This is a genomic window from Streptomyces sp. NPDC079141, from assembly GCF_040686775.1.
Classification (GTDB): domain Bacteria; phylum Actinomycetota; class Actinomycetes; order Streptomycetales; family Streptomycetaceae; genus Streptomyces.
In genome coordinates this window covers 329,162-355,130 of record NZ_JBFBLP010000005.1, presented here as the reverse complement: position 1 = coordinate 355,130, position 25,969 = coordinate 329,162, and the positions used below count along the sequence as shown (strand labels likewise).

The 25,969-nt window shown below is 70.9% G+C and carries 23 protein-coding genes and 1 tRNA gene; 11 read left to right on the top strand and 13 right to left on the bottom strand.

The annotated features are described in order from the left end of the window. Nucleotides 1-3 precede the first annotated feature (3 nt). The 3 genes from AB0Q90_RS18305 (at nt 4) to AB0Q90_RS18295 (ending at nt 3,603) form a co-directional block, all read left to right on the top strand. Nucleotides 4-1,041, top strand: a complete 1,038-nt coding sequence (locus tag AB0Q90_RS18305) for a P1 family peptidase (protein WP_363164107.1) — start codon at nt 4-6, stop codon at nt 1,039-1,041. A 437-nt stretch (nt 1,042-1,478) separates the two neighbouring features. After that, complete coding sequence (locus AB0Q90_RS18300; RefSeq protein WP_363164108.1) at nt 1,479-2,699, top strand: Ig-like domain-containing protein; 1,221 nt, start codon at nt 1,479-1,481, stop codon at nt 2,697-2,699. A 157-nt stretch (nt 2,700-2,856) separates the two neighbouring features. Next, nucleotides 2,857-3,603 (top strand): DUF6227 family protein, encoded by a 747-nt coding sequence (locus AB0Q90_RS18295; RefSeq protein WP_363164109.1) that lies wholly within the window; start codon nt 2,857-2,859, stop codon nt 3,601-3,603. 20 nt (nt 3,604-3,623) lie between these two features. Here the strand turns inward: AB0Q90_RS18295 and AB0Q90_RS18290 are convergent, their stop codons facing one another. The 5 genes from AB0Q90_RS18290 to AB0Q90_RS18270 form a co-directional block, all read right to left on the bottom strand. Then, nucleotides 3,624-3,878 carry a hypothetical protein gene (locus AB0Q90_RS18290; protein WP_363164110.1) on the bottom strand — a complete coding sequence of 85 codons (255 nt, stop codon included), beginning with the start codon at nt 3,876-3,878 and terminating at the stop codon, nt 3,624-3,626. Between the two features lie 113 nt (nt 3,879-3,991). Continuing rightward, a complete protein-coding gene (locus tag AB0Q90_RS18285) occupies nt 3,992-6,142 on the bottom strand; it encodes a fructose-specific PTS transporter subunit EIIC (RefSeq protein ID WP_363164111.1) in 2,151 nt (716 codons plus the stop codon). Between the two features lie 223 nt (nt 6,143-6,365). After that, complete coding sequence (gene pfkB, locus AB0Q90_RS18280; RefSeq protein ID WP_363164112.1) at nt 6,366-7,313, bottom strand: 1-phosphofructokinase; 948 nt, start codon at nt 7,311-7,313, stop codon at nt 6,366-6,368. Further along, nucleotides 7,310-8,071 (bottom strand): DeoR/GlpR family DNA-binding transcription regulator, encoded by a 762-nt coding sequence (locus AB0Q90_RS18275; RefSeq protein ID WP_363164113.1) that lies wholly within the window; start codon nt 8,069-8,071, stop codon nt 7,310-7,312. Before AB0Q90_RS18275 ends, pfkB begins: the two co-directional genes overlap by 4 nt. Before the next feature lie 229 nt (nt 8,072-8,300). After that, nucleotides 8,301-9,851, bottom strand: a complete 1,551-nt coding sequence (locus tag AB0Q90_RS18270; RefSeq protein WP_363164114.1) for an MFS transporter — start codon at nt 9,849-9,851, stop codon at nt 8,301-8,303. Nucleotides 9,852-9,913: 62 nt separating this feature from the next. Between AB0Q90_RS18270 and AB0Q90_RS18265 the strand changes: the two genes are divergently transcribed. Then, a complete protein-coding gene (locus AB0Q90_RS18265; RefSeq protein WP_363164115.1) occupies nt 9,914-10,879 on the top strand; it encodes a YafY family protein in 966 nt (321 codons plus the stop codon). Between the two features lie 87 nt (nt 10,880-10,966). On the opposite strand, the gene AB0Q90_RS18260 is transcribed toward AB0Q90_RS18265, so the two are convergent. Both AB0Q90_RS18260 and AB0Q90_RS18255 read right to left on the bottom strand, forming a co-directional pair. Then, nucleotides 10,967-11,587, bottom strand: a complete 621-nt coding sequence (locus AB0Q90_RS18260; protein WP_363164151.1) for a TetR family transcriptional regulator — start codon at nt 11,585-11,587, stop codon at nt 10,967-10,969. Nucleotides 11,588-12,083: 496 nt separating this feature from the next. Beyond that, nucleotides 12,084-13,082 (bottom strand): sigma-70 family RNA polymerase sigma factor, encoded by a 999-nt coding sequence (locus AB0Q90_RS18255; RefSeq protein ID WP_363164116.1) that lies wholly within the window; start codon nt 13,080-13,082, stop codon nt 12,084-12,086. A gap of 167 nt (nt 13,083-13,249) precedes the next feature. Between AB0Q90_RS18255 and AB0Q90_RS18250 the strand changes: the two genes are divergently transcribed. Beyond that, entirely contained in the window at nt 13,250-13,780 is a 531-nt protein-coding gene (locus tag AB0Q90_RS18250) for an N-acetyltransferase family protein (RefSeq protein ID WP_363164117.1), read from the top strand. Nucleotides 13,781-13,806: 26 nt separating this feature from the next. Here the strand turns inward: AB0Q90_RS18250 and AB0Q90_RS18245 are convergent, their stop codons facing one another. Continuing rightward, the gene (locus tag AB0Q90_RS18245) at nt 13,807-14,592 is read right to left on the bottom strand and encodes a class III extradiol ring-cleavage dioxygenase (RefSeq protein ID WP_363164118.1); all 786 of its coding nucleotides are present in this window, start codon (nt 14,590-14,592) and stop codon (nt 13,807-13,809) included. Between the two features lie 108 nt (nt 14,593-14,700). Here AB0Q90_RS18245 and AB0Q90_RS18240 point away from each other — a divergent pair, with 108 nt between their 5' ends. Then, entirely contained in the window at nt 14,701-15,216 is a 516-nt protein-coding gene (locus AB0Q90_RS18240; RefSeq protein ID WP_363164119.1) for a MarR family transcriptional regulator, read from the top strand. A gap of 106 nt (nt 15,217-15,322) precedes the next feature. On the opposite strand, the gene AB0Q90_RS18235 is transcribed toward AB0Q90_RS18240, so the two are convergent. Together AB0Q90_RS18235 and AB0Q90_RS18230 are read right to left on the bottom strand one after the other, a co-directional pair. Further along, nucleotides 15,323-16,861: an MFS transporter gene (locus tag AB0Q90_RS18235; protein WP_363164120.1), complete on the bottom strand. Its 1,539-nt coding sequence runs from the start codon at nt 16,859-16,861 to the stop codon at nt 15,323-15,325. A 156-nt stretch (nt 16,862-17,017) separates the two neighbouring features. Beyond that, the gene (locus AB0Q90_RS18230; protein ID WP_363164121.1) at nt 17,018-17,668 is read right to left on the bottom strand and encodes a TetR/AcrR family transcriptional regulator; all 651 of its coding nucleotides are present in this window, start codon (nt 17,666-17,668) and stop codon (nt 17,018-17,020) included. Between the two features lie 252 nt (nt 17,669-17,920). On the opposite strand from AB0Q90_RS18230, the gene AB0Q90_RS18225 reads away from it, so the two are divergent. The 4 genes from AB0Q90_RS18225 to AB0Q90_RS18210 all read left to right on the top strand — a co-directional run bounded on the left by AB0Q90_RS18225 (nt 17,921) and on the right by AB0Q90_RS18210 (nt 22,286). Beyond that, entirely contained in the window at nt 17,921-19,198 is a 1,278-nt protein-coding gene (locus AB0Q90_RS18225) for a M6 family metalloprotease domain-containing protein (RefSeq protein WP_363164122.1), read from the top strand. Nucleotides 19,199-19,449: 251 nt separating this feature from the next. Beyond that, complete coding sequence (locus AB0Q90_RS18220) at nt 19,450-21,009, top strand: helix-turn-helix domain-containing protein (protein WP_363164123.1); 1,560 nt, start codon at nt 19,450-19,452, stop codon at nt 21,007-21,009. A 57-nt stretch (nt 21,010-21,066) separates the two neighbouring features. After that, nucleotides 21,067-21,139, top strand: a tRNA-Arg gene (locus AB0Q90_RS18215). A gap of 406 nt (nt 21,140-21,545) precedes the next feature. Further along, entirely contained in the window at nt 21,546-22,286 is a 741-nt protein-coding gene (locus AB0Q90_RS18210) for a class I SAM-dependent methyltransferase (protein ID WP_363164124.1), read from the top strand. 46 nt (nt 22,287-22,332) lie between these two features. On the opposite strand, the gene AB0Q90_RS18205 is transcribed toward AB0Q90_RS18210, so the two are convergent. Continuing rightward, on the bottom strand, nt 22,333-22,866 hold the full coding sequence (locus AB0Q90_RS18205; RefSeq protein WP_363164125.1) for a hypothetical protein: 534 nt from the start codon (nt 22,864-22,866) through the stop codon (nt 22,333-22,335). A 141-nt stretch (nt 22,867-23,007) separates the two neighbouring features. Between AB0Q90_RS18205 and AB0Q90_RS18200 the strand changes: the two genes are divergently transcribed. Then, the gene (locus AB0Q90_RS18200) at nt 23,008-23,217 is read left to right on the top strand and encodes a hypothetical protein (protein ID WP_363164126.1); all 210 of its coding nucleotides are present in this window, start codon (nt 23,008-23,010) and stop codon (nt 23,215-23,217) included. A gap of 22 nt (nt 23,218-23,239) precedes the next feature. Here the strand turns inward: AB0Q90_RS18200 and AB0Q90_RS18195 are convergent, their stop codons facing one another. Together AB0Q90_RS18195 and AB0Q90_RS18190 are read right to left on the bottom strand one after the other, a co-directional pair. Further along, on the bottom strand, nt 23,240-24,580 hold the full coding sequence (locus AB0Q90_RS18195; protein ID WP_363164127.1) for a ferredoxin reductase family protein: 1,341 nt from the start codon (nt 24,578-24,580) through the stop codon (nt 23,240-23,242). Nucleotides 24,581-24,926: 346 nt separating this feature from the next. After that, nucleotides 24,927-25,967, bottom strand: a complete 1,041-nt coding sequence (locus tag AB0Q90_RS18190) for a helix-turn-helix domain-containing protein (RefSeq protein WP_363164128.1) — start codon at nt 25,965-25,967, stop codon at nt 24,927-24,929. Between the last annotated feature and the right edge of the window lie 2 nt (nt 25,968-25,969).

The following is a 25,969-nucleotide window of genomic DNA, read 5'->3' as shown; positions in this document are numbered from 1 at the left end:
CTCATGACAGTTGACGCTTTGACCGACGTCGCCGGTGTGCGGGTGGGGCACGCGACGCGCATCGGCGACGGTTGGCGCACCGGCACCACCGTCGTCCTCGCTCCGGAGGGCGGGGCCGTTGCCGCGGTCGACGTGCGGGGCGGCGGCCCCGGTACCAAGGAGACCGACGCCCTCGACCCGCGCAACCTCGTGCAGAAGGTCGAGGCGATCGTCCTGACCGGCGGCAGCGCGTACGGGCTCGACGCCGCCTCCGGCGTGATGGCCTGGCTGGAGGAGCAGGGGCGCGGAGTGCGCGTCGGGGCCGACCCGGCGCACGTCGTCCCGGTGGTGCCGGCGGCCTGCGTCTTCGATCTGGGACGGGGCGGCGACTTCCGGGCCAGGCCGGACGCGGCCACCGGGCGGGCCGCGGTCGAGGCGGCCGCGGCGAGCGCGTTCGGCGCCCGCGTGCAGGAAGGGTGTGCGGGTGCGGGTACGGGAGCGGTGGTCGGCTCCCTGAAGGGCGGAGTCGGCGCCGCGAGCGCCGTCCTCGAATCAGGTGCCACCGTGGGCGCGCTGGTGGTGGCGAACGCGGTGGGCGATGTGATGGATCCGGAAACCGGCGTTCTCTACGGCGAGTTGTTCCAGGGGCGCGTGGACTACCCGCCGGCGCACACCCATGAGGCCGCGCGCCGGCGCCTCGCCGAGACCACCGCGAAGAACGCGCCTCCCCCGTTGAACACAACGCTCGCGGTGGTCGCCACCGATGCAGACCTCTCCAAGGCGCAGGCGCAGAAGCTGGCGGGCACGGCGCACGACGGCATCGCGCGCGCCGTGCGGCCGGTGCACCTGCTGCACGACGGGGACACGGTGTTCGCGCTGGCGACGGGGGCGCGCCCGCTCGACCCCGATCGCCCGCTCGCGCTGAACGAGATCCTCGCCGCGGGCGCGGATGTGGTCACGCGCGCGATCGTCCGGGCGGTGCGCGCCGCGGAGTCCGTGGACGGGCTGGGTGGAGTGTGGCCGTCGTACGGGGAGTTGTATGGGGGCGGCGCAGGGGCCTGAGAACGGGGGCGGGGGTGTAGTCGGCGCGCGTCGTGTGTGGGGTGGTGGGGTGGCGCGCGGTTGTCGGCTGCCGCCGGGGGCGCACGTATGCACCGAGCTGCGAGCCGGGCGCCGGTGCCGACGTCGTGTGCCGGGTGGCGCCCGCCGACAACCGGTGCGCGGGGTGCGGGCTTTGCGCACCCGGCTGGCCGTGCGCCACGCTCCTCAGCCTCCGCGCTGCCCGCCCAGGCAGGCCCGGCCCCGCCCCCTCGTGCACCACACGCGCCCCTGCCACCGCACGCCGCGTCCACTCCCCGCGGGCGATTGTCCCGGTTCTGTCACGTGATGGCGTTCACCGGAAACGGAGGGAACCCGACCTGTCGGGGACTCCCTCTTTCTGCACGGATTCAGCACGGACCACAGCGGATCACGCACATCACGCGAACATGGAGCAGACTGTGACAACGCCGAACAAAACAGCACGGCGCACACTCGGGGCCTGTGCCGTCCTGATGGTCGGCGCCCTCACCCTCAGCGCCTGCAGCGGCAGTGCCAGCGCCGACAACGACGACGACAAGGGCGGCACCGGCTCCGCCAAGACCTCCGCCGCGAAGATCCTCATATCGGCGAAGGACGGCTCGACGGGCGCGTCGATCAACACGACCGGTGTGAAGGTGAGCGACGGCAGGCTGACCGACGTGAGGATGACGGTGGCCGGGACGGGTGAGGCCGTACCGGGGGCGATTTCGGCGAGCGGCAGCAGCTGGAAGCCGAAGGAGCAGCTGGAGCGCGGGACGAAGTACGAGATATCGGCGACCGCGAAGGATGGAAACGGCAAGACCACGGCCGCCGACTCCACCTTCACGACGGTCACGAAGGCGAACAGCTTCATCGGGACGTACACGCCGGACGGGGGCACGACGGTCGGCGTCGGGATGCCGGTGTCGTTCAACTTCGACAAGGCGATCAGTGACAAGAAGGCCGTGCAGTCGCACATCACGGTCACGTCGAGCAGTGGGCAGGAAGTGGTCGGGCACTGGTTCGGGGAGCAGCGGCTCGACTTCCGGCCCGAGGCGTACTGGAAGGCCGGCTCCAAGGTCACGATGAAGATCGACCTGGACGGGGTCGAGGGCGCGAACGGCGTCTACGGGGTGCAGCAGAAGACCGTCACCTTCACCATCGGGCGTTCGCAGGTCTCCACGGTCGACGTGAGCACGCAGACCATGACGGTCCAGCGCGACGGGAAGACCATCAGGTCCGTCCCCATCTCGGCGGGCAGCGCGGAGTTCCCAACGTACAACGGGCAGATGGTGATCTCCGAGAAGCTGATCGAGACGCGGATGGACAGCCGGACGGTGGATCTGGCCAACGCGTACGACATCCCGGACGTGCCGCACGCGATGCGGCTGACGCAGTCGGGGACGTTCATCCACGGCAACTACTGGTACAACAAGGGCAACCCGCCGTTCGGGCAGCAGGGCACCAGCCATGGCTGCGTGGGCCTGCAGGATGTACAGGGCGCGCAGGGCGACACGACCGCCAAGTGGTACTACGACAACTCCCTTGTCGGGGACGTGGTGATCGTGAAGAACTCGCCCGACAAGTCGGTGACGCCGGACAACGGGCTCAACGGATGGAACTTGCCGTGGAGCGAGTGGATCTCCGGAAGTGCTGCCTGATCAGCGGATTTTGACGGTTCGTCGGGTCGCGCGGGAACCATCCGCGCGGCCCGCGCGTTTTACGTGCGTACGTTTTCTCGGTTCCCGGACATGATGTCCGACCGAGGGGCTACGGTATGCACCCACAAGGTGACATGCAGCAACGCCGGGAGAAGCCTTGAGCGTTCCGTACGAGACGACAGCGTACGAACCCCACGAGTCGCCCGAGTCTCCGGAGGAGCACCTCGCGCGACTGCTCGGCCGTGCCCTGAACTCCTTCGAGCTGCCCGACGAGGCGATACGGCGCCTCGACTGTGCGCTGGCGCACGACAGTTCGCTGCACTCCGCGCACCACAGCGCGGGCCTGCACCGCGAGACGTACCGGCACACGTGGCTGCTTTCCGACGGCTCGGCGCTCACCCTCTGGGAGCTCGTCCACAACACCGCGCCGGGCAGCGCCCCGCAGCACGAGGTGTACGTCGACGAGGAGGAGCTGCGGGCGGCCACCGCACGCCTGCCGTTACCGCCGGACGCGCCGGACTTCGAGCTGCCGGTGACGGTGCAGCTGTCGCCGATCCACGCGCCGCGCCACGCGTACGTGCCGGACGACTCGGCGGACCACGCGCGCCGGCTCCTGCGCCGGGCGGAGAACGCGGACCGGCCGGGCACGGAGACGGCCGCGCTGCTGAGCACGGCGTTCGCCCACCAGATCACGCAGGCCTTCGGCCGTCCCTGCCGTGCGGGGCGCAGCGGGCTGTCCTACGCGCTCTACGAGCACGCGTTCCTGCTGCGCGACGGCGAGGAGATCTCCCTCTGGGAGGTCGAGCACACGGCGACGCCGGACGGACGGCACATGTGCGAGGTGTACGTCAGCGAGGACGCGGCCCGGGAGGCGATGGAGAGGCGTGCGGCGGGGGTGTCGTGAGGTGAGCCGGCGCGGCGCGCTCAGCGGCCGTCGACGAGCTGTCGTACCAGGCCCGCGAACGCGTCCTGTTCGGCCGGAGTGAGCTGTACGGCCTCCAGTTGCGGGCCGGCCTGACGCTGGTGCGGGAGGGCGGACAGGGCGGGGTCGGCGTGCCACAGGGCCGCCCCGGGGCGGCTGCGGCGCAGGACACGGGCCAGGCCGACCGCCCAGGCGACGGTCACCAGGGCGAGAACGGCCACGCCCAGCAACTGGAAGATCGAGACGTGCTCAGGCATGCGCCCCAGTAGACACCACGGTCCGGGACTTTGGTCCCGGACCGTGACGTATCTCGCAGGTGCCGTGAACTACTCACAGCTCCTCAATAGGACACCGCTGGCGTCTCTGGGTATTACGCCGCCACCGGCTGCTTCGACTCCGCCGCCGGGGCCGCCGCGCCCGCGCCGCCGTCCGTGGGCATCGCGCCGGGGACCGGCTTGCGCAGACCCTTCAGGACGATGACCAGAGCCGCGGTGACGCACACGCCCGCCGCGATGGCGACCAGGTAGAGGAACGGGTTGCCGATCAGCGGGACCACGAAGATGCCGCCGTGCGGGGCGCGCAGGGTGGCGCCGAAGGCCATCGACAGGGCGCCGGTGACCGCGCCGCCCGCCATGGACGCCGGGATGACGCGCAGCGGGTCGGCGGCCGCGAACGGGATGGCGCCCTCGGAGATGAAGGAGGCGCCCAGCACCCAGGCGGCCTTGCCGTTCTCGCGCTCGGTCTGGGTGAAGAGCTTGCCGCGGACCGTGGTGGCCAGGGCCATCGCCAGCGGCGGGACCATGCCGGCGGCCATCACGGCGGCCATGACCTTCATCGCGGAGTCGCTGGGGTCGGCGACCGCGATGCCGGCCGTGGCGAAGGCGTACGCGACCTTGTTGACCGGACCGCCGAGGTCGAAGCACATCATCAGGCCGAGCAGGATGCCGAGCAGGATGGCGTTGGTGCCGGAGAGGCCGTCGAGCCAGTCCGTCATGGCCTCCTGGGCCTCGGCGATGGGCTTGCCGATCACGACGAACATCAGGAAGCCGACGATCAGCGTGGAGATCAGCGGGATCACCACCACCGGCATGATGCCGCGCAGCACCGGCGGGATCTTCACCCGTTGGATCGCCATCACCACGCCACCGGCGATCAGACCGGCCGCCAGACCGCCGAGGAAGCCGGCGTTGATGGTCAGTGAGATCGCGCCGCCGACGAAGCCGGGCACGAGGCCTGGCCTGTCCGCCATGCCGTAGGCGATGTAGCCGGCCAGGACCGGGACGAGGAAGCCGAAGGCCACGCCGCCGATCTGGAAGAGCAGGGCGCCCCAACTGTCGACCTGGGTCCAGTCGAAGTGCTCCATGACCGAGGGAGCCTTGTTGATCTCCCAGCCGCCGATGGCGAATCCGAGGGCGATCAGCAGACCACCCGCGGCGACGAACGGGACCATGTAGCTCACGCCGGTCATCAGCCACTTGCGGAGCTTGGTGCCGTAGCCCTCGCCGGGCTCACCGGCGCGCTCCACCGGCGTGCCGGAGGCCGCGGGCGCTCCCGCGCTCACCTCTCCGCGTGCCGCCTTCGCGCGGACCTCGGTGATGAGTTCGGCGGGGCGGTTGATGCCCGCCTTCACGCCGACGTCGACCGTCGGCTTGCCGGCGAAGCGGTCCTTGTCCCGTACGGGCACGTCGTGCGCGAAGATCACGCCGTCCGCGGCCGCGATGACGCCCGGGTCGAGGCGGGTGAAGCCGGCCGAGCCCTGCGTCTCGACGACGATCTCGATGCCCGCGTCGCGGCCGGCGTTCTCCAGGGACTCGGCCGCCATGTACGTGTGGGCGATGCCGGTCGGGCAGGAGGTGACGGCTACGACACGGAAGGGGCGCTCGGCGGTGGCGCCCGGCGCCGGGGCGGTTGCGCTGTCGGCGTCCGCGCCCGGCGCCGGGGCCGTGCTACCCGCTGCGGCGTCGGCGGAGGCCGCCCCCGACACCGCAGCGGAGTCCTTGGCGGCGCTCTGCGCGCCGTGCGCGCTCCCGGAAGCGCTGCCAGAAGCGTCGTGCGCCTGCGCGCCGCCCGCCCCCGGCACCTCGTCCCCGCGGATCAGCGCCGCCGCCGACGCCGCGTCCCCCACCGACCGCAGCGCGTCGGTGAACTCGGCGTTCATCAGCTGCCGCGCCAGCGACGACAGGATCGTCAGGTGGGCGTCGTCCGCACCGGCGGGCGCGGCGATCAGGAAGATCAGGTCGGCGGGGCCGTCCGCCGCGCCGAAGTCGATCCCGGCGGCACTGCGCCCGAAGGCGAGCGTCGGCTCCGTGACGTGCTCGCTGCGGCAGTGCGGGATGCCGATGCCGCCGTCGAGGCCGGTCGGCATCTGCGCCTCGCGGGCGGCCACGTCGGCGAGGAAGCCCTCCAGGTCGGTCACCCGGCCCAGTGCGACCATGCGCTCGGCGAGGGCACGCGCCGCCGCTTCCTTGGAGTCGGCGGACAGGTCGAGATCGACCAGGTCCGCGGTGATCATGTAGCTCATCGCGGGCTCCTTCGCACGCGTATCGCCCGGCACGTGGGGTGGGCGGAAAGGGGGACGGGGGTGCAGTGGGGGGTGGAGACGGAGGTGGAGGAGGCGGGGCCGGGGAAACCCCGCCTCCCCTGGGCGGCAGGGCGGCTCATGCGGCCCTGCCTCCCTTCGGCCGCGGCGAGTAACGGGGAGGCTCGCCGCGTGAGGTCCGGTGCAACAGGAACAGCGGGGTGGGTCATGACACCGGCTCCTTCAGTACGCGGTCCACGGGCACCTCGGCCGTGACCGTCACCGCCGACGGGTCCAGGTCGGCCGGCGTCGGCATCACACTGCCGGGCAGCTGGACGGCCGCCGCGCCGTGCGCGACCGCCGAGGCGAGCGCGTCCGGGCCGCTGCCGCCCGCGATCAGGAAGCCGGCCAGGGAGGAGTCTCCGGCGCCCACGTTGGAGCGCACGGCGTCCACGCGCGCCCCGGCGAACCAGGCGCCCGCGTCGTCCACGAGCAACTGCCCGTCGGCGCCCAGGCTCGCGAGCACGGCGCGCGCGCCCATCGTGCGCAACTCCTCGGCCGCCTTCAGCGCGTCGCCCACCGTCGCCAGGGGGCGCCCGACGGCCTCCGCGAGCTCCTCGGCGTTCGGCTTCACCACGTCGGGCCGCGCGCGCAGCGCCTCCAGGAGCGCACGCCCCGAGGTGTCCAGCGCGATCCGCGCGCCCCCAGCGTGCGCCCGCGTGACCACATCGGCGTACCACGACGGCTCAAGCCCCCGCGGCAGGCTCCCGCAGCACGCGATCCAGTCCGCGTCGCGCGACTGCTCGCGCACCGTCTCCAGAAGGAGCTCCTGCTCCTCGGCCGACAGCTCGGGGCCCGGCGCGTTGATCTTCGTGAGCACCCCGTCCGGCTCCGCGAGCGCGATGTTGGAGCGGGTGGCTCCGGCGACCGGTACCGGCGCGACCTCGATGCCCTGCGCGTCGAGCAGATCCGCAACGAGCGCCCCCGGCGCACCACCCAGGGGCAGAACCGCGACCGTGCGCTGCCCGGCGGCCGCGACGGCGCGCGAGACGTTCACACCCTTGCCGCCCGGGTCCATGCGCTCGCCGGTGGCGCGGATGACCTCGCCGCGGTCGAGCGAAGGGACCTCGTAGGTGCGGTCCAGCGACGGGTTGGGGGTGACGGTGAGGATCATGCGCGCACTACTTCCGTGCCGCCGCGCTCGATGGCAGCGGCGTCTTCAGGGCTCAGCCCGCTGTCGGTGATCAGCAGGTCCACATCGCTCAGGTCGCCGAAGCGGGCGAAGTGCTCCTGGCCGTACTTGGAGGAGTCGGCGAGCAGCACCACGCGGCGGGCCGCGGCCACGGCCGCGCGTTTCACCGCGGCCTCGGCAAGGTCGGGGGTGGTCAGGCCATGGTCGGCGGAGAAGCCGTTGGCCGCCACAAAAAGGACATCGGCCCGGATCTCGCCGTATGCCCGGAGCGCCCAGGCGTCCACGGCGGCGCGCGTACGGTGCCGTACGCGCCCCCCGACGAGATGGAGCTGGATGCCGGGGTGGTCCGCGAGGCGGGCCGCGATCGGCAGGCTGTGGGTGACGACGGTGAGCGAGGCCTCCAGCGGGATGGCTCCCGCGACGCGTGCCACGGTCGTACCGGCGTCGAGGATCATCGTGCCCTCGCTCGGCAGCTCGGCGAGAGCGGCCTTGGCGATGTGGTCCTTCTCGTCGGCGGCCGTGGACTCGCGTTCGGCGAGGTCCGGCTCGAAGTCGAGGCGGCCGACCGGGATGGCTCCGCCGTGCACCCGGCGCACCAGGCCGGCGCGGTCGAGGGCCTTCAGGTCACGGCGGATGGTCTCCGCCGTCACCTGGAACTCCTCGGCGAGGGACAGCACGTCCACCCGGCCGCCGTCACGCGCGAGTCGGAGGATCTCCTGCTGCCGCTCCGGTGCGTACATGTCCGTTCGCCTCCGACCTGTGCCCGAACTTGTGGTTTCGCTTGGAGGCTACGCCTGCATTTCTGGAAAGTAAACAGGTTCGGGCTTTATTCGGGCATGAACGGACGTAGGTCCCGGACCCAGGCAGACATGAACGGACTTCCGTCCCAGGTGGGAGGGGCAGGCGGAGCACGACGAAGGGCCCGACGCCAGAAGCATCGGGCCCTTCGATCAGCACACTCAGGCTCACTCAGGCAACGGACACCGGCTCCCGCCCCTCGGCCTGGAGCCCGGACGGCTCGTCCGCCCCCTCCACATGCTGGGCCGGCCGCCGCGGCAGCGCGAACATCAGCAGGAAGATGACGGCCATCACCGCGGCCACCCAGCCCAGCGCGTGCTGGAAGCCGTCCACGAAGGCCTGCCCCACGCCGGCCCGCGAGGCGGCCCCGCCCTCGGCGAGCCGGTCGTCGACGACACCGAAGAAGACCACCGACACCAGCCCGAGCCCCAGCGCATTGCCCATCTGCTGCACGGTGTTGATCAGCCCGGACGCCGAACCCGCGTGCTCACGCGGCACCTCGGAGAGCACCGCGTCCGTCAGCGGGGCGACGATCAGGCCCATGCCCGCGCCCATCACGACCAGCGGGAGCGCCATCTGCCAGGGGGCGATGTCGAGGCCGTAGTGTCCGGACTCCCAGATGTAGAGCAGCACGCCCGCGGCCAGGACCAGCGCGCCCGTCTGGAGCACCTTGCGGCCGAAGCGGGGCACGAGCTTCTGCACGGAGATGCCCGCCGCCGTCGAGACGGCGATCGAGAACGGAATCCCGGTCAGCCCCGCCTTCAGCGGCCCCCAGCCCAGCCCGATCTGCATGTACATCGTCCACACCAGGAAGAAGATGCCGAGCCCGATGCCGAAGACGGTCTGTACGGCGATACCGGCGGCGAAGCTCTTCACCTTGAACAGCGACAGCTCGATCAGCGGGGAGCCGTCCCGCGCGGTCTTGCGCTTCTCGTACACCACCAGCGCCACCAGGATGACGAGCGCGCCGGCCATCGACAGGTACCCCCACAGCGGCCAGCCCAGCTCACGGCCGCGGGTCAGCGGGTAGAGGAGCATCAGCAGGCCGAGCGTCACCAGCGCCACGCCGACCAGGTCCAGCTTCGGGGCGCGCGGGGCCTTGGACTCGGCGATGAAGCGGCTGCCCAGGATCAGTCCCGCGATGCCGACCGGCAGGTTGATGAGGAAGATCGGGCGCCACTGGAGGTCGAACAGGTTCCACTCCGTCAGCAGTGCGCCGAGCAGCGGTCCGGAGACCGCGCCGAGCCCCACGACGGCGCCGAACAGACCGAACACCTTGCCGCGTTCGTGCGCCGGGAAGGTGGCGTGCACGATCGACAGGACCTGCGGCACCATCAGCGCGGCCATCGCGCCCTGGAGGATGCGGGAGGCGACCAGCATCTCCGGGTTCGCGGCGAAGCCGCACAGGGCGGAGGCGAGGGTGAAGCCGCCGATGCCGATGAGGAAGAGCCGCTTGCGGCCGTGGATGTCGCCGAGACGGCCACCGGTGATCAGGCCGGCGGCGAAGGCGAGGGCGTAGCCGGCCGTTATCCACTGGATCTGGGTGTCGGAGGCGCCCGCGTGCTCCTGCATCGACGGGATCGCGATGTTGACGATCGTGACGTCTACGAGGTCCATGAAGGCCGCGGTCATCACGATGGCCAGAGCGAACCAGCGGCGGCGGTCGCCCACGGCGGGCTGCGCGTCGTTGGCGCCCGAAGAAGTGGTCTCGGTGGAGGTCATGATCTGAAGTTAGACCTCAACTAGGTCAGATCGCGTCCTATTTCTGCGGCATCCTCGAACTCATGACGACGGACACACCGGCCCGGCTCCTACAGCTCCTCTCCCTCCTCCAGACGCCCCGTGAGTGGCCCGGCGGCGAGCTGGCCGAGCGGCTCGGGGTGTCGCGCCGTACCGTGCGGCGGGACATCGACCGGCTGCGCGAGCTCGGCTATCCGGTGCAGGCGACCTTGGGGGCGGACGGCGGCTACCGGCTGGTCGCGGGCAAGGCGATGCCGCCGCTCGTCCTGGACGACGAGGAGGCGGTGGCCATCGCGGTCGGCCTGCGCGCGGGCGCCGGGCACGCGGTGGAGGGCGTGGAAGAGGCCTCCGTACGGGCGCTCGCCAAGCTGGAACAGGTGCTGCCGAGCAGGCTGCGGCACCGGGTGTCCACGCTTCAGGCCGCGACGACGCCGCTGACCAGCGGGGACGGGGCGAGCATCGCCCCGGAGACGCTGACCGTGATGGCGTCCACGGTGGCCGGGCAGGAACGGCTGCGGTTCGCCTACCGCGCGGGGGACGGTACGCAGTCGCGGCGGCTGACGGAGCCGTATCGGCTCGTCTCCACCGGGCGGCGCTGGTACCTCGTCGCGTACGACCTCGACCGTGAGGACTGGCGGACGTTCCGGGTCGACCGGGTGAGCGAGCCGTTCGCGACGGGGGCGCGGTTCGCGCCGCGGGAGCTGCCGACGGGGAGTGCGGCGGAGTATCTGCGGCAGTCGGTGTACCGGCGGCAGGAGACGTACGAGTTCTCGGTGACGTTCGCGGCGCCCGCCGTCTTCATCGCGGCCCGGCTGCCGGCGTGGCTGGGGGCGCCCGAGCCGCTCGACGAGCACACCTGCCGGATGCGGGCGACGACCGCGGACTCCGTGGAGTGGCTGGCGGTGCGGCTGGCCATGATGGACTGCGAGTTCACGGTGCACCATCCGGAGGAACTGGTGCGCTGCGTACGCGACTTGGGCGGACGGCTGAGCCGGGCGGCGGGCGGCTGAACCGAGCGCGAGGGCGCTTCTACGTCCCCACCCGGCGCCCCCGGCGAGCTCCTACGCCCCCACCCGGCGCCGCCTCCCACAGCACCCTCACCCCGCCACTTCCCCCCAAGGAAAGTCCCGCAGAGCCGACAGGTTCCGCAGGGCCAGCGCGGCCGGCCCCTCCGGTCCCTCCGGGCGGGCGTCTCCCGCGGCCCATGCCTCGACCGCCACCCGCACGGCCGCGCTCGCCGTGGCCGCGGCGAACCGCACCTCGGAGCTCAGGGCGCCGTCGGCACTGGCAACGTTGTCGCCTTTGCCTTCACCCTCACCGCCGAGCCGCCCGACCAGCACCTCCCCCAACGCCCGCTCCGACGCATGACACACCTCCGCCCAGACCTTCCCCAGCGCCGGGCTGGCGTCGGCAAGGCGGATCAGCGTCCGCACCCACTCCCAGGAGGCCGCCGAAACACCCGCGCCCGGCGTCAGCGTGTGCCGTACCGCCTGCTCCAGCGCCTCGGGAACGGTCAGGTCGGCGGCGGCCTCGTGCACCGCCTGCATCCAGCGCTCGGCGCCCGCCGCGTAGAGCGGGGCGACGGCCTCTTCCTTCGTGGCGAAATACCGGTAGAAGGTGCGCGGCGCGATGCCCGCGGCCTGGGCGATGTCCTCGGCTCGGGTGGCCCGCAGGCCCTGCTTCACGAAGAGGCCGGCCGCGGAGCGTGCGATCTGCATCCGCGTCTCCGCCTTGCGCCGCTCGGTCAACGACAGCGGTGCGGAGGAGGCGGAGGAGGCGGCAGAGCTTGGTACTGGGGTGGGGCTACTCACGTTCGGCAGGCTATGCCCATGTGACAGAATCTGCCATCCGGCGGGCCACCCCGGGGTTCAGGTACGGGGTGGCCCGCCCTCCAACATGCCCCGAACCGCGCTCCAACGTGCCCCCGAACCGCCCACCTGCGGCTACGAAGAGGCCGGGCCCCGGCGCCCAGGGGGGGAGGGCGCCGGAGCCCGGCTCGGGGAGAGTCCCGGCGCCGGGGGGGATTGCGTCGGGACTTGGTTCAGGCGGGCCTGCGAGGGGGGGATTCGCAGGCCCGAACTCCTGGACCCTGAAGGTTTGTTCCCAAGGGTCCGTCGGTTGAAGCGGCGTTACACCGCCATGTTTGCGCGGTCTTTCGCCACCCGGCGTACGCGGCGGGGGCGTTCGCACGCCCCCGGGCTCACGCCCCCGGACTCACGCCGCCGCGTCGAACCCGGTCTGGTGGGCCAGCTTCTTCAGCTCCAGCAGCGCGTGCTTCTCGATCTGCCGGATGCGCTCACGCGTCAGGCCGTGCTCCTTGCCGACCTCGGTCAGCGTGCGCTCGCGGCCGTCCTCGATGCCGTACCGCATCTTGATGATCGAGGCCGTGCGCTGGTCGAGACGGCCGATCAGGTCGTCCAGCTCCTCGCTGCGCAGCAGGGTCAGCACCGACTGCTCGGGCGACACGGCCGAGGTGTCCTCGAGCAGGTCGCCGAACTGAGTCTCGCCCTCGTCGTCCACCGACATGTTCAGCGAGACCGGGTCGCGGGCCCAGTCGAGCACGTCGGTGACACGCTCCGGCGTCGAGCCGAGCTCGGCGGCGATCTCGGCGGGCTCCGGCTCGCGGCCGTGCTCGCGGTTGAACTCGCGCTGCACGCGCCGGATCCGGCCGAGCTCCTCCACCAGGTGGACGGGGAGCCGGATGGTGCGGGACTGGTCGGCTATCGAGCGGGTGATCGCCTGACGGATCCACCAGGTCGCGTACGTCGAGAACTTGAAGCCCTTGCGGTAGTCGAACTTCTCCACCGCGCGCACCAGGCCGGCGTTGCCCTCCTGGATCAGGTCGAGCAGCGGCAGACCGGCACGCGGGTAGCGGCGCGCGACCGCGACGACCAGTCGGAGGTTGGAGCGGATGAAGACGTCCTTGGCCCGCTCGGACTCGGCGACCAGCGCCTCAAGCTCCTCGCGGGAGGCGTCCGCCTTGGACTCCTCGTACCCGTCGAGGACCTGCCGCGCGAACACACCCGCCTCGATGATCTGGGACAGCTCGACCTCCTTGGCGGCGTCGAGCAGCGGTGTGCGCGCGATCTCGTCGAGGTACATGCCGACCAGGTCGCGATCGGCGATCTCGCCGCCATGGGCGCGAACACTGCTTGCCGCGGCGTCCGTCTCGCCGGTGGCGGACTGACGACGGGCGACGGCACGGGTTGCCATGCGTGCTCCCTTGCGATTGGGCTGGCGGGTGGTCCTGGATGCCGGGAACTCTGCTCGGGTCCCCTGCATCCGATGGAAACAACGACTGGAATCAGGACAGAATTCCCAACCCGCACCCCTATTTTTCTGATCATGCAGTACCCTGTGCCGCCACACGAGGAGGACCGATGCCTGCGGAACGTACAGAGGTGCAGGTCAGGCCGGGAGTCGAGAGTGACCTCGAAGCCCTCACGGACATCTACAACCACTACGTACGTGAGACGCCGATCACATTCGACACCGCGGTCTTCACGCCGGAAGAGCGCCGCCCTTGGCTGCTCTCCCACCCTGAAGACGGACCGCACCGGTTGATGGTTGCTGTGGAGAGTGGCCTCGAAGGGAACTCACAGCGAATCCTGGGCTACGCCACATCCAGCGCCTTCCGGCCGAAGCCGGCCTACGGGACCTCCGTCGAGGTCACGATCTACCTCGCGCCGGACGCCGGCCGCCGCGGCATCGGCACGCTCCTCTACAAGGCCCTGTTCGAGGCCCTGGCCACCGAGGACCTGCACCGCGCCTACGCGGGCATCGCCCAGCCGAACGAGGCCTCCGCCCGCCTGCACGAACGCTTCGGCTTCCGGCACGTCGGCACCTACCGCGAGGTGGGCCGCAAGTTCGGCCGCTACTGGGACGTGGCCTGGTACGAGAAGGAGTTCTGAGCCCAGGCTCCATGCCCCGCCGAGCCTCAGCCGAACTGCACCGACCGCTTGGCCAGCCCCATCCAGAACCCGTCGATCACCGACTTCTGCGTGTCCAGCTCGCCCCCGGCCTCGGCCGCGCCCATCGTCACGAACAGCGGGGCGAAGTGCTCGGTGCGCGGATGGGCGTAGCGGCCGGCCGGGGACTTGTGGAGGAAGTCCAGCAGGGCGTCCCAGTCCTGGTTCTCCAGCGCCCGGCGGCCCCAGTCGTCGAACTCCGCCGACCAGGCGGGGATGCCGCCCTGGCGCAGGGCGGCCAGGTTGTGGGTGAAGAAGCCGGAGCCGACGATCAGTACTCCCTCGTCGCGCAGCGGCGCGAGCCTGCGGCCGATCTCCATGAGCCGGACCGGGTCGAGGGTCGGCATGGAGATCTGCAGGACGGGGATGTCGGCGGCCGGGAACATCTCCACCAGCGGGACGTAGGCGCCGTGGTCGAGCCCGCGGTCCGGGATGTCCTGCACGGGCATGCCGGGCGCGCGCAGGAGTTTGCGTACGGAGTCGGCGAGGCCGGGGGCGCCGGGAGCGTCGTAGCGCACCTGGTAGTAGTGCTCGGGGAAGCCCCAGAAGTCGTAGACCAGCGGGACGGTCTCCACCGCGCCGAGCGCCAGTGGGGCCTCTTCCCAGTGGGCGGAGACCATGAGGATCGCCTTGGGGCGCGGCAGTCCGGCGGACCAGGCCGCGAGTTCGCCGGGCCAGACCGGGTCGTCCGCCAGGGGCGGGGCGCCATGGCTGAGGTAGAGCGCGGGCATGCGTTCCTGGGTGGCGGCGGACATGGCGGCGACTCCCTCCGGGCGGCTACTTGAAGTCTAAAACTTCTGGATACGAGTGAGCATACGCATCCATTGTTTAAACTTCAAGGACACCTCTCGTACAGTGGACGCATGAACACGGCACCCGCGTCCGCGCCCACCGAAGAGCCCCGCTGGCTCACCGACGAAGAACAGCGCATCTGGCGCTCGTATCTCCAGGCGACCACGCTGCTGGAGGACCATCTCGACCGCCAGCTCCAGCGCGACGCGGGCATGCCGCACATCTACTACGGCCTCCTCGTCAAGCTCGCCGACTCCCCCCAGCGGCGGCTGCGGATGACCGAGCTGGCCATGGACGCGAAGATCACCCGCTCCCGGCTGTCGCACGCCGTCGCCCGGCTGGAGAAGAACGGCTGGGTACGGCGCGAGGACTGCCCCTCGGACAAGCGGGGCCAGTTCGCGGTGCTGACGGACCAGGGCACGGCGGTGCTGGAGCGCACCGCGCCGGGCCATGTGCGCGCCGTGCGCGCCGCGCTGTTCGACCGGCTCACCCCGGAACAGCAGAAGTCCCTCGGCGAGATCATGCAGATCGTCGCCGAGGGACTTCAGCCCAACGAAGCGGGTGCGGACCTGCCCTGGCTCCGCTGAGCCGCTCACTCAGCGAGGCCAGGGCAGATCCTGGGGTCGTACGTACGGGCGTCCCCATCCGCGTACGTACGAGTCGGAGTCGTCCCGAAGAGGTACGCGGTCGTCGTCAGTGGGCGACGACCGGCACCGCCAGGTCCTGCTCGGCGCCCTCTTCGGAGGAGGCGACCGCGCCGACGTCGGGCTTGCCGGCGTTGACGAGGGTCACGACGATCACCGCGGCGAGCACCAGCATGCCGACGGCGAACCAGATCGCGTTGGTGTAGCCGTGCACCTGGCCCTGCAGCTGGACCAGCTGCTGCTGCGACTTGGAGGTCGCGGAGCCGATGTGGTCGGCGATGTAGGAAGTGGTGGCCGACGCGGCGATCGTGTTCAGCAGGGCCGTACCGATCGCGCCGCCCACCTGCTGCGAGGTGTTGACCATCGCGGAGGCGACACCGGCGTCCCGGGGCTCGACGCCCAGGGTGGCCAGGGACATGGCGGGCATGAACGCCGTACCCATGCCGAGACCGAGCAGCAGCATCGCCGGCAGGACGATGGAGTTGTACGACGAGTCGATCTCCAGCTGGGTCATCAGGAGCATGCCGATCGCGGCGACCAGGAAGCCGGGACCCATGAGCATGCGGGCCGGCAGGCGGGTCATCAGTCGGGTACCGATCTGGGTCGAGCCGACCATCATGCCGACGATCATCGGCATGAAGGCGAAGCCGGTCCTGATCGGCGAGTAGCCCTTGACGATCTGGAGGTAGTAGGTCAGGAACAGGAACGTGCCGAACATCGCGATGATCGCGATACCGAGCGAGAGGTAGACACCGCCGCGGTTGCGGTCGGTCACCACGCGCAGCGGCAGCAGCGGGGCCTTGACCTTGGCCTCGGTGACGACGAAGGCGAGCAGCAGGACCGCGGAGGCGACGAACATGCCCACGGTCACGGAGTCGCCCCAGCCGTCGGACTCGGCGCGGGTGAAGCCGTAGACCAGCGCGACCAGGCCCAGGGTGGAGAGCAGGACGCCGGGGATGTCGAGCGGGTTGCGGTTGCGGCCGCCCTCCGGCTCACGGATGACGAAGTACGCGCCGAGCGCGGCGACGATGGCGAACGGGATGTTGACGAAGAACGTCCAGCGCCAGTCCATGTACTCGGTCAGCACACCGCCGAGGATGAAGCCGACGGCGCCGCCGCCACCGGCGATCGCACCGTAGATACCGAACGCCTTGGCACGCTCCTTGGCGTCCGTGAACATCACGGCGAGCAGGGAGAGCGCGGCGGGCGCGAGCAGGGCACCGAAGACACCCTGGAGGGCGCGGGCGCCGAACATCATCGTCTGGTTGGTGGCCGCGCCGCCCAGCGCGGAGGCGAGGGCGAAGCCGATCAGGCCGACGACGAAGGCGTTCTTACGGCCCCACAGGTCGGCTATGCGGCCGCCGAAGAGCAGCAGACCACCGAAGGCGAGGGCGTAGGCCGTGACGACCCACTGCCGGTTGCCGTCGGAGATGCCCAGGTCGGTCTGGGCGGAGGGCAGTGCGATGTTCACGATGGTCGCGTCGAGGACGACCATCAGCTGGGCGAGCGCGATGAAGACGAGCGCTTTCCAGCGGTTGGCGTCGCCGGTGTTCTCGGCGGCGCGAGCCTTTGAGGCTGTTTCAGACATGGGGGTACCCACTTCGGGACTTCGTGACGGAAAAGACGTGGAAAAGACGTGGAAACGGTGTGCCAGTGGGGACTGGTCCAGGGCGCTGGACTAATCGGTCAGTCGGTCAGTCGGTCAGTCGGTCTCAGTCGGTCAGTCGGCGAGACGGTGAATCGGTCATTGGCAGGGCTGACGCAGCTCCTCCAGGTTCACGGCCGTGCCCGGCAGTTCGGAGCGGGCCGGGGCCCGCAGTCCGTCCAGGAACAACTGGATGTGGCGGTGGACGAAGCGGTCGGCGCTGAGGCAGGCCGTGCCGGCCGGGGGCCGGCTCAGCTGGGACGCGGCGACGAGGACATCGCCGACGCCGACATCGGCGCGGAGCTGCCCGGCCGCCTTGGCCCGGTCCATGACCTCCGTGACGATCTGCTCGACCCGCTCGCGCGCGGCCTCCAGATCCGGGTGGTGCTTGTCGAAGGTGCTGGAGACCATCGGGCACAGCGCGCTGATCCGCTCGTCGGCGGAGACGTGCACGAAGCGCTCCAGCGCCTCGAAGGCGTCCCCGTTCTGTACGAGCGCGCGCTCGGCCGCCTGCACCATCCGGTCCAGGACGGAGCAGACGACCTCGCGGACCAGTGCGTCGCGGTCCGGGAAGTTGCGGTACACCGTGGCGTTGCCGACACCGGCCCGGCGGGCGATGTCGTCGAGCGGTACGTCGGGACCGTGCTCGACGAACATCTCCCGGGCGGCGGTGACGATCCGCTCCCGGTTGCGCAGGGCGTCGGCGCGCGGCCGGGTCACCTTGCGCTGCACAGGGGCTGCGGTCTGCACGGCGTACTCCTCGAAGACGTGAGATGCGATCCGGGGAGACGTTCCCCGTTTCGCGCGAACACAGGTCTAAACGGGGAGACGCTCCCCGGTTATTTCGGGTTGAGGGAGAATCTTCATGTGACCTGAGTCACAAGCCTCTGAGCAGGAAACCCACGTTCGGGCTCCTCCAGCGCGCGCCCGCGCTCCCCTCGGCCGAGGGTGATCGCAAGGGTGCAGCCAGACCGGCGGCTGCCGCGGACGAAGGGCCCCTGCATGCAGCCGTCCAGCCGTCGGATACGCCCCCGCCGAGTCGCCGCGCTCGCCTCCGTGACCGCGCTGACCCTGGCGGTCAGCACCTCGGCCGGCACCGGGCACCTCACGGCGGGCGGTACGACCGCGAAGGCCGGACCGATCGCCCTCGCGCGCACCTCCGCACTCGCCCCCTGCATGATCAGCGGCGGCCCCGCCGTCCAGATGTCGGAGGGCGTCCCCACCCCCGGCGGCTACTCCCGCTCCACCGGCACCGTCCGCGCCCTGACCCTGATGGTCGACTTCTCCGACGCCCGCAGCCAGGGCAGCGCCATGGCCCGCTTCCACGAGTTCTTCCCACAGACCCAGGACTGGTTCCGCACCAGCTCCTACGGCCGCCTCGACTACCGCGCCGAGACCCCGCTGCGGAACTGGCTGCGCATGCCGAAGCCGTTCGAGGACTACGGCATAGAGCGCGGCGCCCCCTTCGACCCCGGCTACCACGACCTGGTCCAGGACATCGTGCGCGCGGCCGACCCGAAGGTGGACTTCCGGGCCTACGACTTCCTGAACGTGCTGGTGACACCGAACGCCGGCCCCTCGGCCCTGGACACCGTCCTGTCGGTGACCTTCGCGGGCAACACCGACGCCCCGGTCGCCGACGGCGTCCCCGTCGCCAACGCCTCCTTCGTCTATTCCCGCCAGGACGACGGCTCCGGCTCCTACGACCTCACCGGCTACCGGGTACTCCCCCACGAGAACGGCCATGTCTTCGGCCTGCCCGACCTCTACACCCAGGAGGGCGGCGGCGCGGTCGGCCACTGGGACATCATGAGCGAGGACTGGGGCGCCAACAACGACCTGCTCGGCTGGCACAAATGGAAGCTCGGCTGGCTCGACGCCTCGCAGATCGCGTGCGCCGCCGCCCCCGGCACCACCGAGTACACACTGACGCCGCTGGCCCGCCCCGGCGGCCCGAAACTGGTCTTCGTCCCGCTGAACGGCCGCACCGGCTACGCCGTCGAACTGCGCACCCGCGAGGGCAACGACGAGACCGTGTGCCGCCCGGGCGTACTGATCTACAAGGTCGACGCCGACATCGACACCGGCCAGGGCCCGGTGAAGGTCTACGACTCCCGCGACGACAGCGGCGGCTGCACCCGCAGCCCCAACGTCCACGCCGAACTCTCCGACGCCCCCTTCACCCCCGGCGAGGACTTCAAGGACCCACGGCACGGGCTGCGGATCGCGGTGTCGGCGGATCTTTCGGGGGATCATGTGGTGCGGGTTACTCGGGGGTGAATGGGGTCTCGGGGGCGGGGGGTGGAGGGCGCCCGCCTGCGGTGTCCGGCAGGCGCTCGGTCCCAGAACACCCCGCCCGCAGCGTCCGGCAGGCACCGAGCCCGAGGACACCGACACCCCGCCCGCAGCGTCCGACAGGCCCCTGGTCCCAGGCCCCCTCAGCGTCCGACAGGCACCGGGCCCCGAATCCAGGGACACCCACCCGGCATTACGGTAGGCCTGCCGAGATCGCCGTACCGGAGAACCGACCGATGCCCGCACAGACCACGACCGCCGCACCCGCGTCCGAGGTGGTCGCGCCGTTGATGCGCGGGGTCGCCGTGCTGCGGGAGCTGACGGAGGCCGGCGGGACGATGAGCCCGAGCGGGCTGGAGCGGGCCACGGGCCTGGCCCGTTCCACGGTCGACCGGATCACCGCCACCCTCGCCCGCATGGGGTACGTCCGGCTCGACGGCCGGGACGCGGTCCTGACCCCCCGTCTGATGGAACTCGGCAACGCCTACCTGGCCTCCCTGCGCCTGCCCTCCCTCCTGCGCTCGCACGCGGACGCGCTGGCCGACGAACTGGACGAGTCGGTGTCGCTCGCGGTCCCCGACCTCGACGGCATCCGCTTCATCCACCAGGCCACCCGCCGCCGCGCGATGTCCCTGAGCTTCCGCATCGGCGACCTCCTCCCGGCCGAACGCACCGCCCCCGGCCCGCTGTTCGCGACGCAGTGGACGGACGAGGAGTGGCGGGCCTGGCGCGCACGCCGGGCGGCGGATCCGGAGGACCGGGGCTTCCCGGCCGTACCGCCACGGGAAAAGGCGGCCGCAGAACGGGAGTTCACCCAACAGGTCGAACGGGCCCGCCAGAGCGGCTGGGCGTTGGACGACCAACTGATCGAACCTGGCCTGGTGGCCCTGTCCGTCCCCGTAAGGGAACCCGGCACGCACCACATCACCTGCGTGGCGAGCGTGGTGAGCCACACCAGCCGGCACACCGCGGCGGACCTGCGCAAGGCGCTGCTGCCGCGGCTGCGGACGGCGGTGGCGGCGATGGAACGGGAGCTGCGCGAGGCGCCGGCCCCCGAACCGTCGGCACAGCCCTCGGGCCTCGCCGCCTGGACGGGCGCGTCGAAGCAGGAGCTGGGCAGGGGTTTCATCGAGTCCCTGGCCCGCGGTCTGACGGTCCTCACGGCCTTCGACGAGGGCAGGGCGCACCTGACCCTCACGGCGGTCGCCGAGGCCACCGGCCTGGCCCGGGCGACGGCCCGCCGCGCGCTGATCACCTACGAGCACCTGGGCCTGGTACGCCGCCTGCCCGACGACCGCACCTTCGCCCTCACCCCCCGGGTCCTGTCCCTCGGCTTCCCCCCGCTCTCCCGCACGACGCTCTCCCAGCTGGCGACCCCGCACCTGACGGCCCTCACCGCCCGGATCCACGAGTCGACGGCGCTGGCGGTCCTCACCCCCTCCGGCGACGAGATCCACTGCACAACCACGGTCACGGCCCCCCGCGTGATGAGCGTCCACATCCCACCCGGCACCCGCCTCCCGGCCCCCTCGACCTCCCTGGGCCGCGTCCTACTGGGCCACACCCCGCACGTCCTCCTAGACGAGGAACGCGAACAGGGCCTACGTACCCTTGCCGTCCCGATCCACGACCGCAGAGGCCGCGTGATCGCCGCGGCCGGCACAGCCATGCACGCCGCCCGCCACACCCCCGAGGACTGCGAATCCCACATCCTCCCGGCCCTCCAGTCCACGGCAACCGCCATCACCTCAGACCTCCACGCAGCATCCCGCTTCACCCACGTCCCCATGTCCTGACCCCGCACCGAACAGATCCGGTACGCTGACGCCTGTGGCCTCACGGGGCCACCGTCCGCCTTCGTAGCTCAGGGGATAGAGCACCGCTCTCCTAAAGCGGGTGTCGCAGGTTCGAATCCTGCCGGGGGCACACGTTGAAAGGGCCAGTTCAGGGGCATGATCCCCTCGAACTGGCCCTTTGCCGTAGTCACGGCCGTTGACCACGTGCTGGTGGATCAGGGCAGCTCGGGGTGTGCTGTGGCCCATCCTGGTCATCGGCTCACGCAGGCTCGCGCCGGACGCGGCGAGGGTGTTCCCGGTGTGTCGAAGATCGTGGAAGTGACGTCTGCGGTGATGCCTGGGAAGACGTGAACATCGCGGCCGGCTCCGGCGCAGGCGAGGCGTCGAGGTGGTGCTTCACGTCCGGCAGGAGTTCGGACGGGAAGGCCACCGGGCGGACGACGGCACTGGGCCGAGCCAGGGCCGGACCGAGGCCCGGGCCGGCCGGTGCCCTAATCGTGTTGACCGCCCCCGGCGGGCAGTGCTGGAGTCGGCACGTGGACAGCATCCCCGCCAACCGGCGGCTCTGGAACAGGATCAGCGGCGCCTACCAGGACAAGCACGACCCGCAAATCGGCGCCGCACCCCGGCTGTGGGGCATGTACTCCATCCCCGACGCGCACCTGCACGCCCTGGGCGACGTCGCCGGCAAGCGGGTCCTCGAACTCGGCTGCGGGGCCGGCCAGTGGTCCAGGGTGCTCGCCGCCGAGGGCGCCAGCGTGGTCGGGGTCGACCTGTCCGAAGCCCAACTCGCCGCAGCGGCCGGCGCGATGGGAGCGGCCCACTACCCGCTGGTGCAAGGCGCCGCCGAACAACTCCCCTTCGCCGCCGGCAGCTTCGACCTGGTGTTCTGCGACTTCGGTGGGCTCAGCTGGGCGCCCCCGCACCTGGCCGTCCCGGAGGCCGCACGTGTCTTGGGCCGAGGCGGGCGCCTGGTGTTCAACGTCGCCAGCCCATGGTTCGAAGCCTGCTACGACGAAGCCGCCGGCCGCGTGACCACGACGCTGCAGCAGGACTACTTCGGGCTGAGCACCATCGCCGAAGGCGACGGCGCGACCAGCTATCAGCTCACCTACGGCGACTGGGTCAGGGTTCTGCGCGGCGCGGGTCTCGTCATCGACGACCTCATCGAGCCGCGGCCCGAACTCGGAACGCCCAACGGCTACAACGAAACCGACCCACCCGACTGGGCACACCGCTGGCCGGCGGAACTGCTCTGGGTGACCCACAAACCGTAAGTTCCGCCTCGCTGGGCAGGCCTGGGGCCTGCCCGGCGGATCGGGCTTAAAGGGCCACGGTCAGGGTGATCGGGCCGCCTACGGACGTCAGTCCCTCCGGGGTGAGGCAGGCGGTCAGGTCTGTGTTCAGGAGGACCTTCGTCTGTACGACGGTGGCGCCGGTGAACAGGCCCGACTCCACCGTGCCGGTGAGCACCAGGACGGTGACGCCGTTCGGCTTCACGTTGATCGCGGCGGTGCCTGCGACCGTGCTCGTCTGCCCGTTGCTCCAGTGGTATGTGGTCCGGTTGGAGACACCGCCGGCGAGGCAGCTCGCCGTACCGCTGCCACTGGCCGTGAACGAGGCACCGGCGATGCCGTTCCCGCTGAGGTCCACGCAGCCGGACACATTGCCCGACGCGGTGAATGACACCTGGCGCGGCTCGTACGTCAGGCCCGGGGCGTAGGTGCCGACCTGGCTGCCGACCGGGCAGCTGATGTCGACCGGATCAGCGGCCGAGGCGGTCGACACGGGAACAAGTGCGCCGAGAAGGACTCCGAGGGTGACCAGGGCGGCATCCCGCAGGCGGGGAATCATCATCGACTCGCTTTCTGTGGAGGGGCTGTCCGTGCCGGGGAATCCGTAGCGGACGGGATTCCGCATAGGGCTTGACCCCGTATCCCGGTCTCAACCTCCAGAACCCCAAGTGCACCTGATCGAGTGGACGCATCCCGGCCATCCATGGCCGCACCGTCACGCAACCCCGGGAAGTCAGGGCCCGGCACTGCTGTCACTGGCCCTCGCTACTCCGGCCGGTTCGGCCCCGACCCGCAGCACAGCGCGGCGCCCGGGCAGCCACAGCAGTGGACGTTCCTGGACTTCGCCGCCGAGGAAGCCGACGCCGAGCGTCTGTCCGAGCAGCTGGCTGCCTACCTGGCCCGAGATGCGTGAGCGGCGTTGCCCCCCTTCCAGGTCAGGCCAGGCCGAAGTTCTCGGTGTGGATCTGGCGGGCGGGGACCCTCAGGTGTCGCAGGGCGGAGAGGGCGGCCCTGGTCATGGCGGGTGGGCCGCAGACGTAGACGTCGCGTTCGGTGAGGTCGGGGACCAGCTGGTGCAGGTTGTCCGGGGCAAACGGAGGGGTGCTGCACTCGTTGGTTCTGCCGGTGAGGAGGTGGAGGCGGCCGCCGCGGAGCGCGACCAGGTGGCGGACTTCGTTCAGCAGCACCGCGTCGGACTCGCTGCGTACCCGGTACAGCACGACGACGTCGCCGGTCGTCTCTTCCTCCAGCATGGCGCGTACGGGGGTGATTCCGACGCCGCCGGCGATCAGCAGGGTGCCGGGGCGGCTTCGGTGCAGCGAGGTGAACGCTCCGTACGGTCCCTCGACGAAGGCTCGGCTGCCGACCGGGACGTTGCGCAGGCCCGCACTGGTGGCGCCTGCCGCCTTGGCCGTCAGGCGCAGCCCTTGTCCACCCGGTGCCGCCGACAGGGAGAAGGGGTTGGCCAGCCACCAGTGGTTGTGCCCGGGGAACCGCCAGATGCAGAACTGCCCTGCCCGGGCCGGGAGTTTGTCGAGGTGTCGGCCGGTGACGTACACGGAGACGACGTTGTCCGACTCCGGTACGACGGCCGCCACGCGGAATTGGTGGTAGGCGTTGCGCCACAGCGGTACGGCGAGACGTCCGGTCAGCAGGGCGCCGAAGGCGAACAGCCAGAGGATCCACCAGTAGGCCGTGGCGAACGCGGAGGACGTGAACGTCGTGGTCTCCTGCAACTGGTGGACGAACGACAGGCCCAGGGCCACGTAGAGCATCAGGTGCAGGCCGTGCCAGACCTCGTACCGCAGTCGCCGCCGCAGGGGCCGGGTGGAGATCGCGCCGATCACGACGATGACGGCCGCGGCGAGCATGCCCAGCAGGGAGGCCGGCACCCCGCTCAGTGCGACGAACGTCTTCCCCATGGACGTGTCGTCGAGCGTCGCGTACCCGAGCACCACCAGCGTGGCGTGGGTGAGGACCGTCCAGAGCAGGGTGAAGCCGACCCAGCGGTGCCACACCGTGAGCCGGTCCATCCCCGTGCGCCGGTCCAGCCAGGGCAGCCTGGCCACCAGCAGCAGTTGGAACAGCATCAGCAGGGCCGCGTGCAGTCCGAAGAACTTGGCGGTCGTCAACACCCCGTTCTTGCCCGAACCGGCGCTGAGGAACAGCGCCTCGACGATCACCGCGTTGACGGTGACGAAGGTCCACATCGCCCAGCGCGCCGCGTCCACCGGAAGTACGGCGCCTCTGCGCACCGTGTTGCTCGCCGTCGCCATGGTCGTCGCCTCACATCCCCCGGGGCCGCTGCACTCGCGACCCGTATGCCCAAACCCCATGAAGATCGAGCGGTTCGTCCGGATACGCGCCTCGATCGGGTAGATAGACATACGGAGCGACGGTCCGATCCGTTCACGCTCGAATCGTCGAATGTGGTGAAGGTCGACCAGTACGCCACGACAGGCATCGGCTTCGGCATGAGCCGGATCGTGAAAGGCCCCGGACCGGGTGAGGTCCAGGGCCCTTGCGCACGGCACCCCAGCACATCAGCTCCCCCCCGACGGTGCCTCTGAGGTCACTGGGGTGCCGTGATCTCACTGTCGCCCGGGGCGGGCTGTCGGGTCGTTAGCCGGGCGTGCGGGGTTTCTTTGCAATCGGTGCAGCCGTGCGGAGTTCGCTCGGCGGGATGCCGTAGGTGTTGCGGAAGGTGCGGCTGAAGTCGGCGGGGTGGCGGAAGCCCCAGCGGGCGGCGATCTCGCCGATGGGCAGGTGGCGCAGGGCGGGGTTGGTGAGGTCGGCCCGGCAGTGTTCCAGGCGGCGGTGGCGGATGGTGGTGGCCACGGATTCCGGTTCGTCGCGGAAGAGCTGGTGGAGGGTGCGTACGGAGATGTGGTGGTGGGCGGCCAGGGCAGCCGGGCGCAGCTCCGGGTCGGCCAGGTTGTGGTCGATGAAGGCGTTGATACGGGCGAGGAGGGTCGCCCGGCGGGTTTCGGCGGGCAGGCGGTCCGTGGCACCGAGGTGCGCGGCCAGGAGGGAAGCTGCCAGGTCCAGGCCGATGGCGCCCAGCCGGGACAGCTCCGGCGGGTCGCAGCCGCGGACGGCCTGGGCCAGGCCCGTCAGGTAGGGGGCGAGCAGGGCACCGGAGCCGGTCCGGGTGGAGAGCGGGACTGACAGCAGGCCGTCCGCTCGGCCGGCCGCGAGCGGCAGGAGGGTGCGGGGCAGTCGCATCTGCGTCGTTCGGCAGGGGGTGCCGTGGTCGATGAACTCGCAGGTCATTGGGTGAGAGGAGGAGAACAGGGCCATGTCGCCGGCATCCAGGCAGGCAATGCCGCGGCCCTGCTCCAGCCGGATCGAGCTGCCCTCCCCGACCATGACCAGGAAGAAGTCCTCCGGGTCCTCGCGGCGGATCTGGACCGGGGTGCGCCAGGCCGACATCGGGGAGTAGACGTAGGCGCCCACCTGGGTGTGCGGCAGTTGTACCGACTGTGCCCGTCCCTTGAAGTGGGGCGCGTGCGGGCTCTGGATGGTGACCGGCATGACTTCCTGGCCCACCATGTCGCTCCACCAGCCGAACCGGTCCGCCGCCGGGATCGAGTCGGTGTCCACCGTCACCACCGGTCCCGTCGCCGTGCTGTTCAGCTCTGCCGTGTTCCTGAGGAGGGACATAC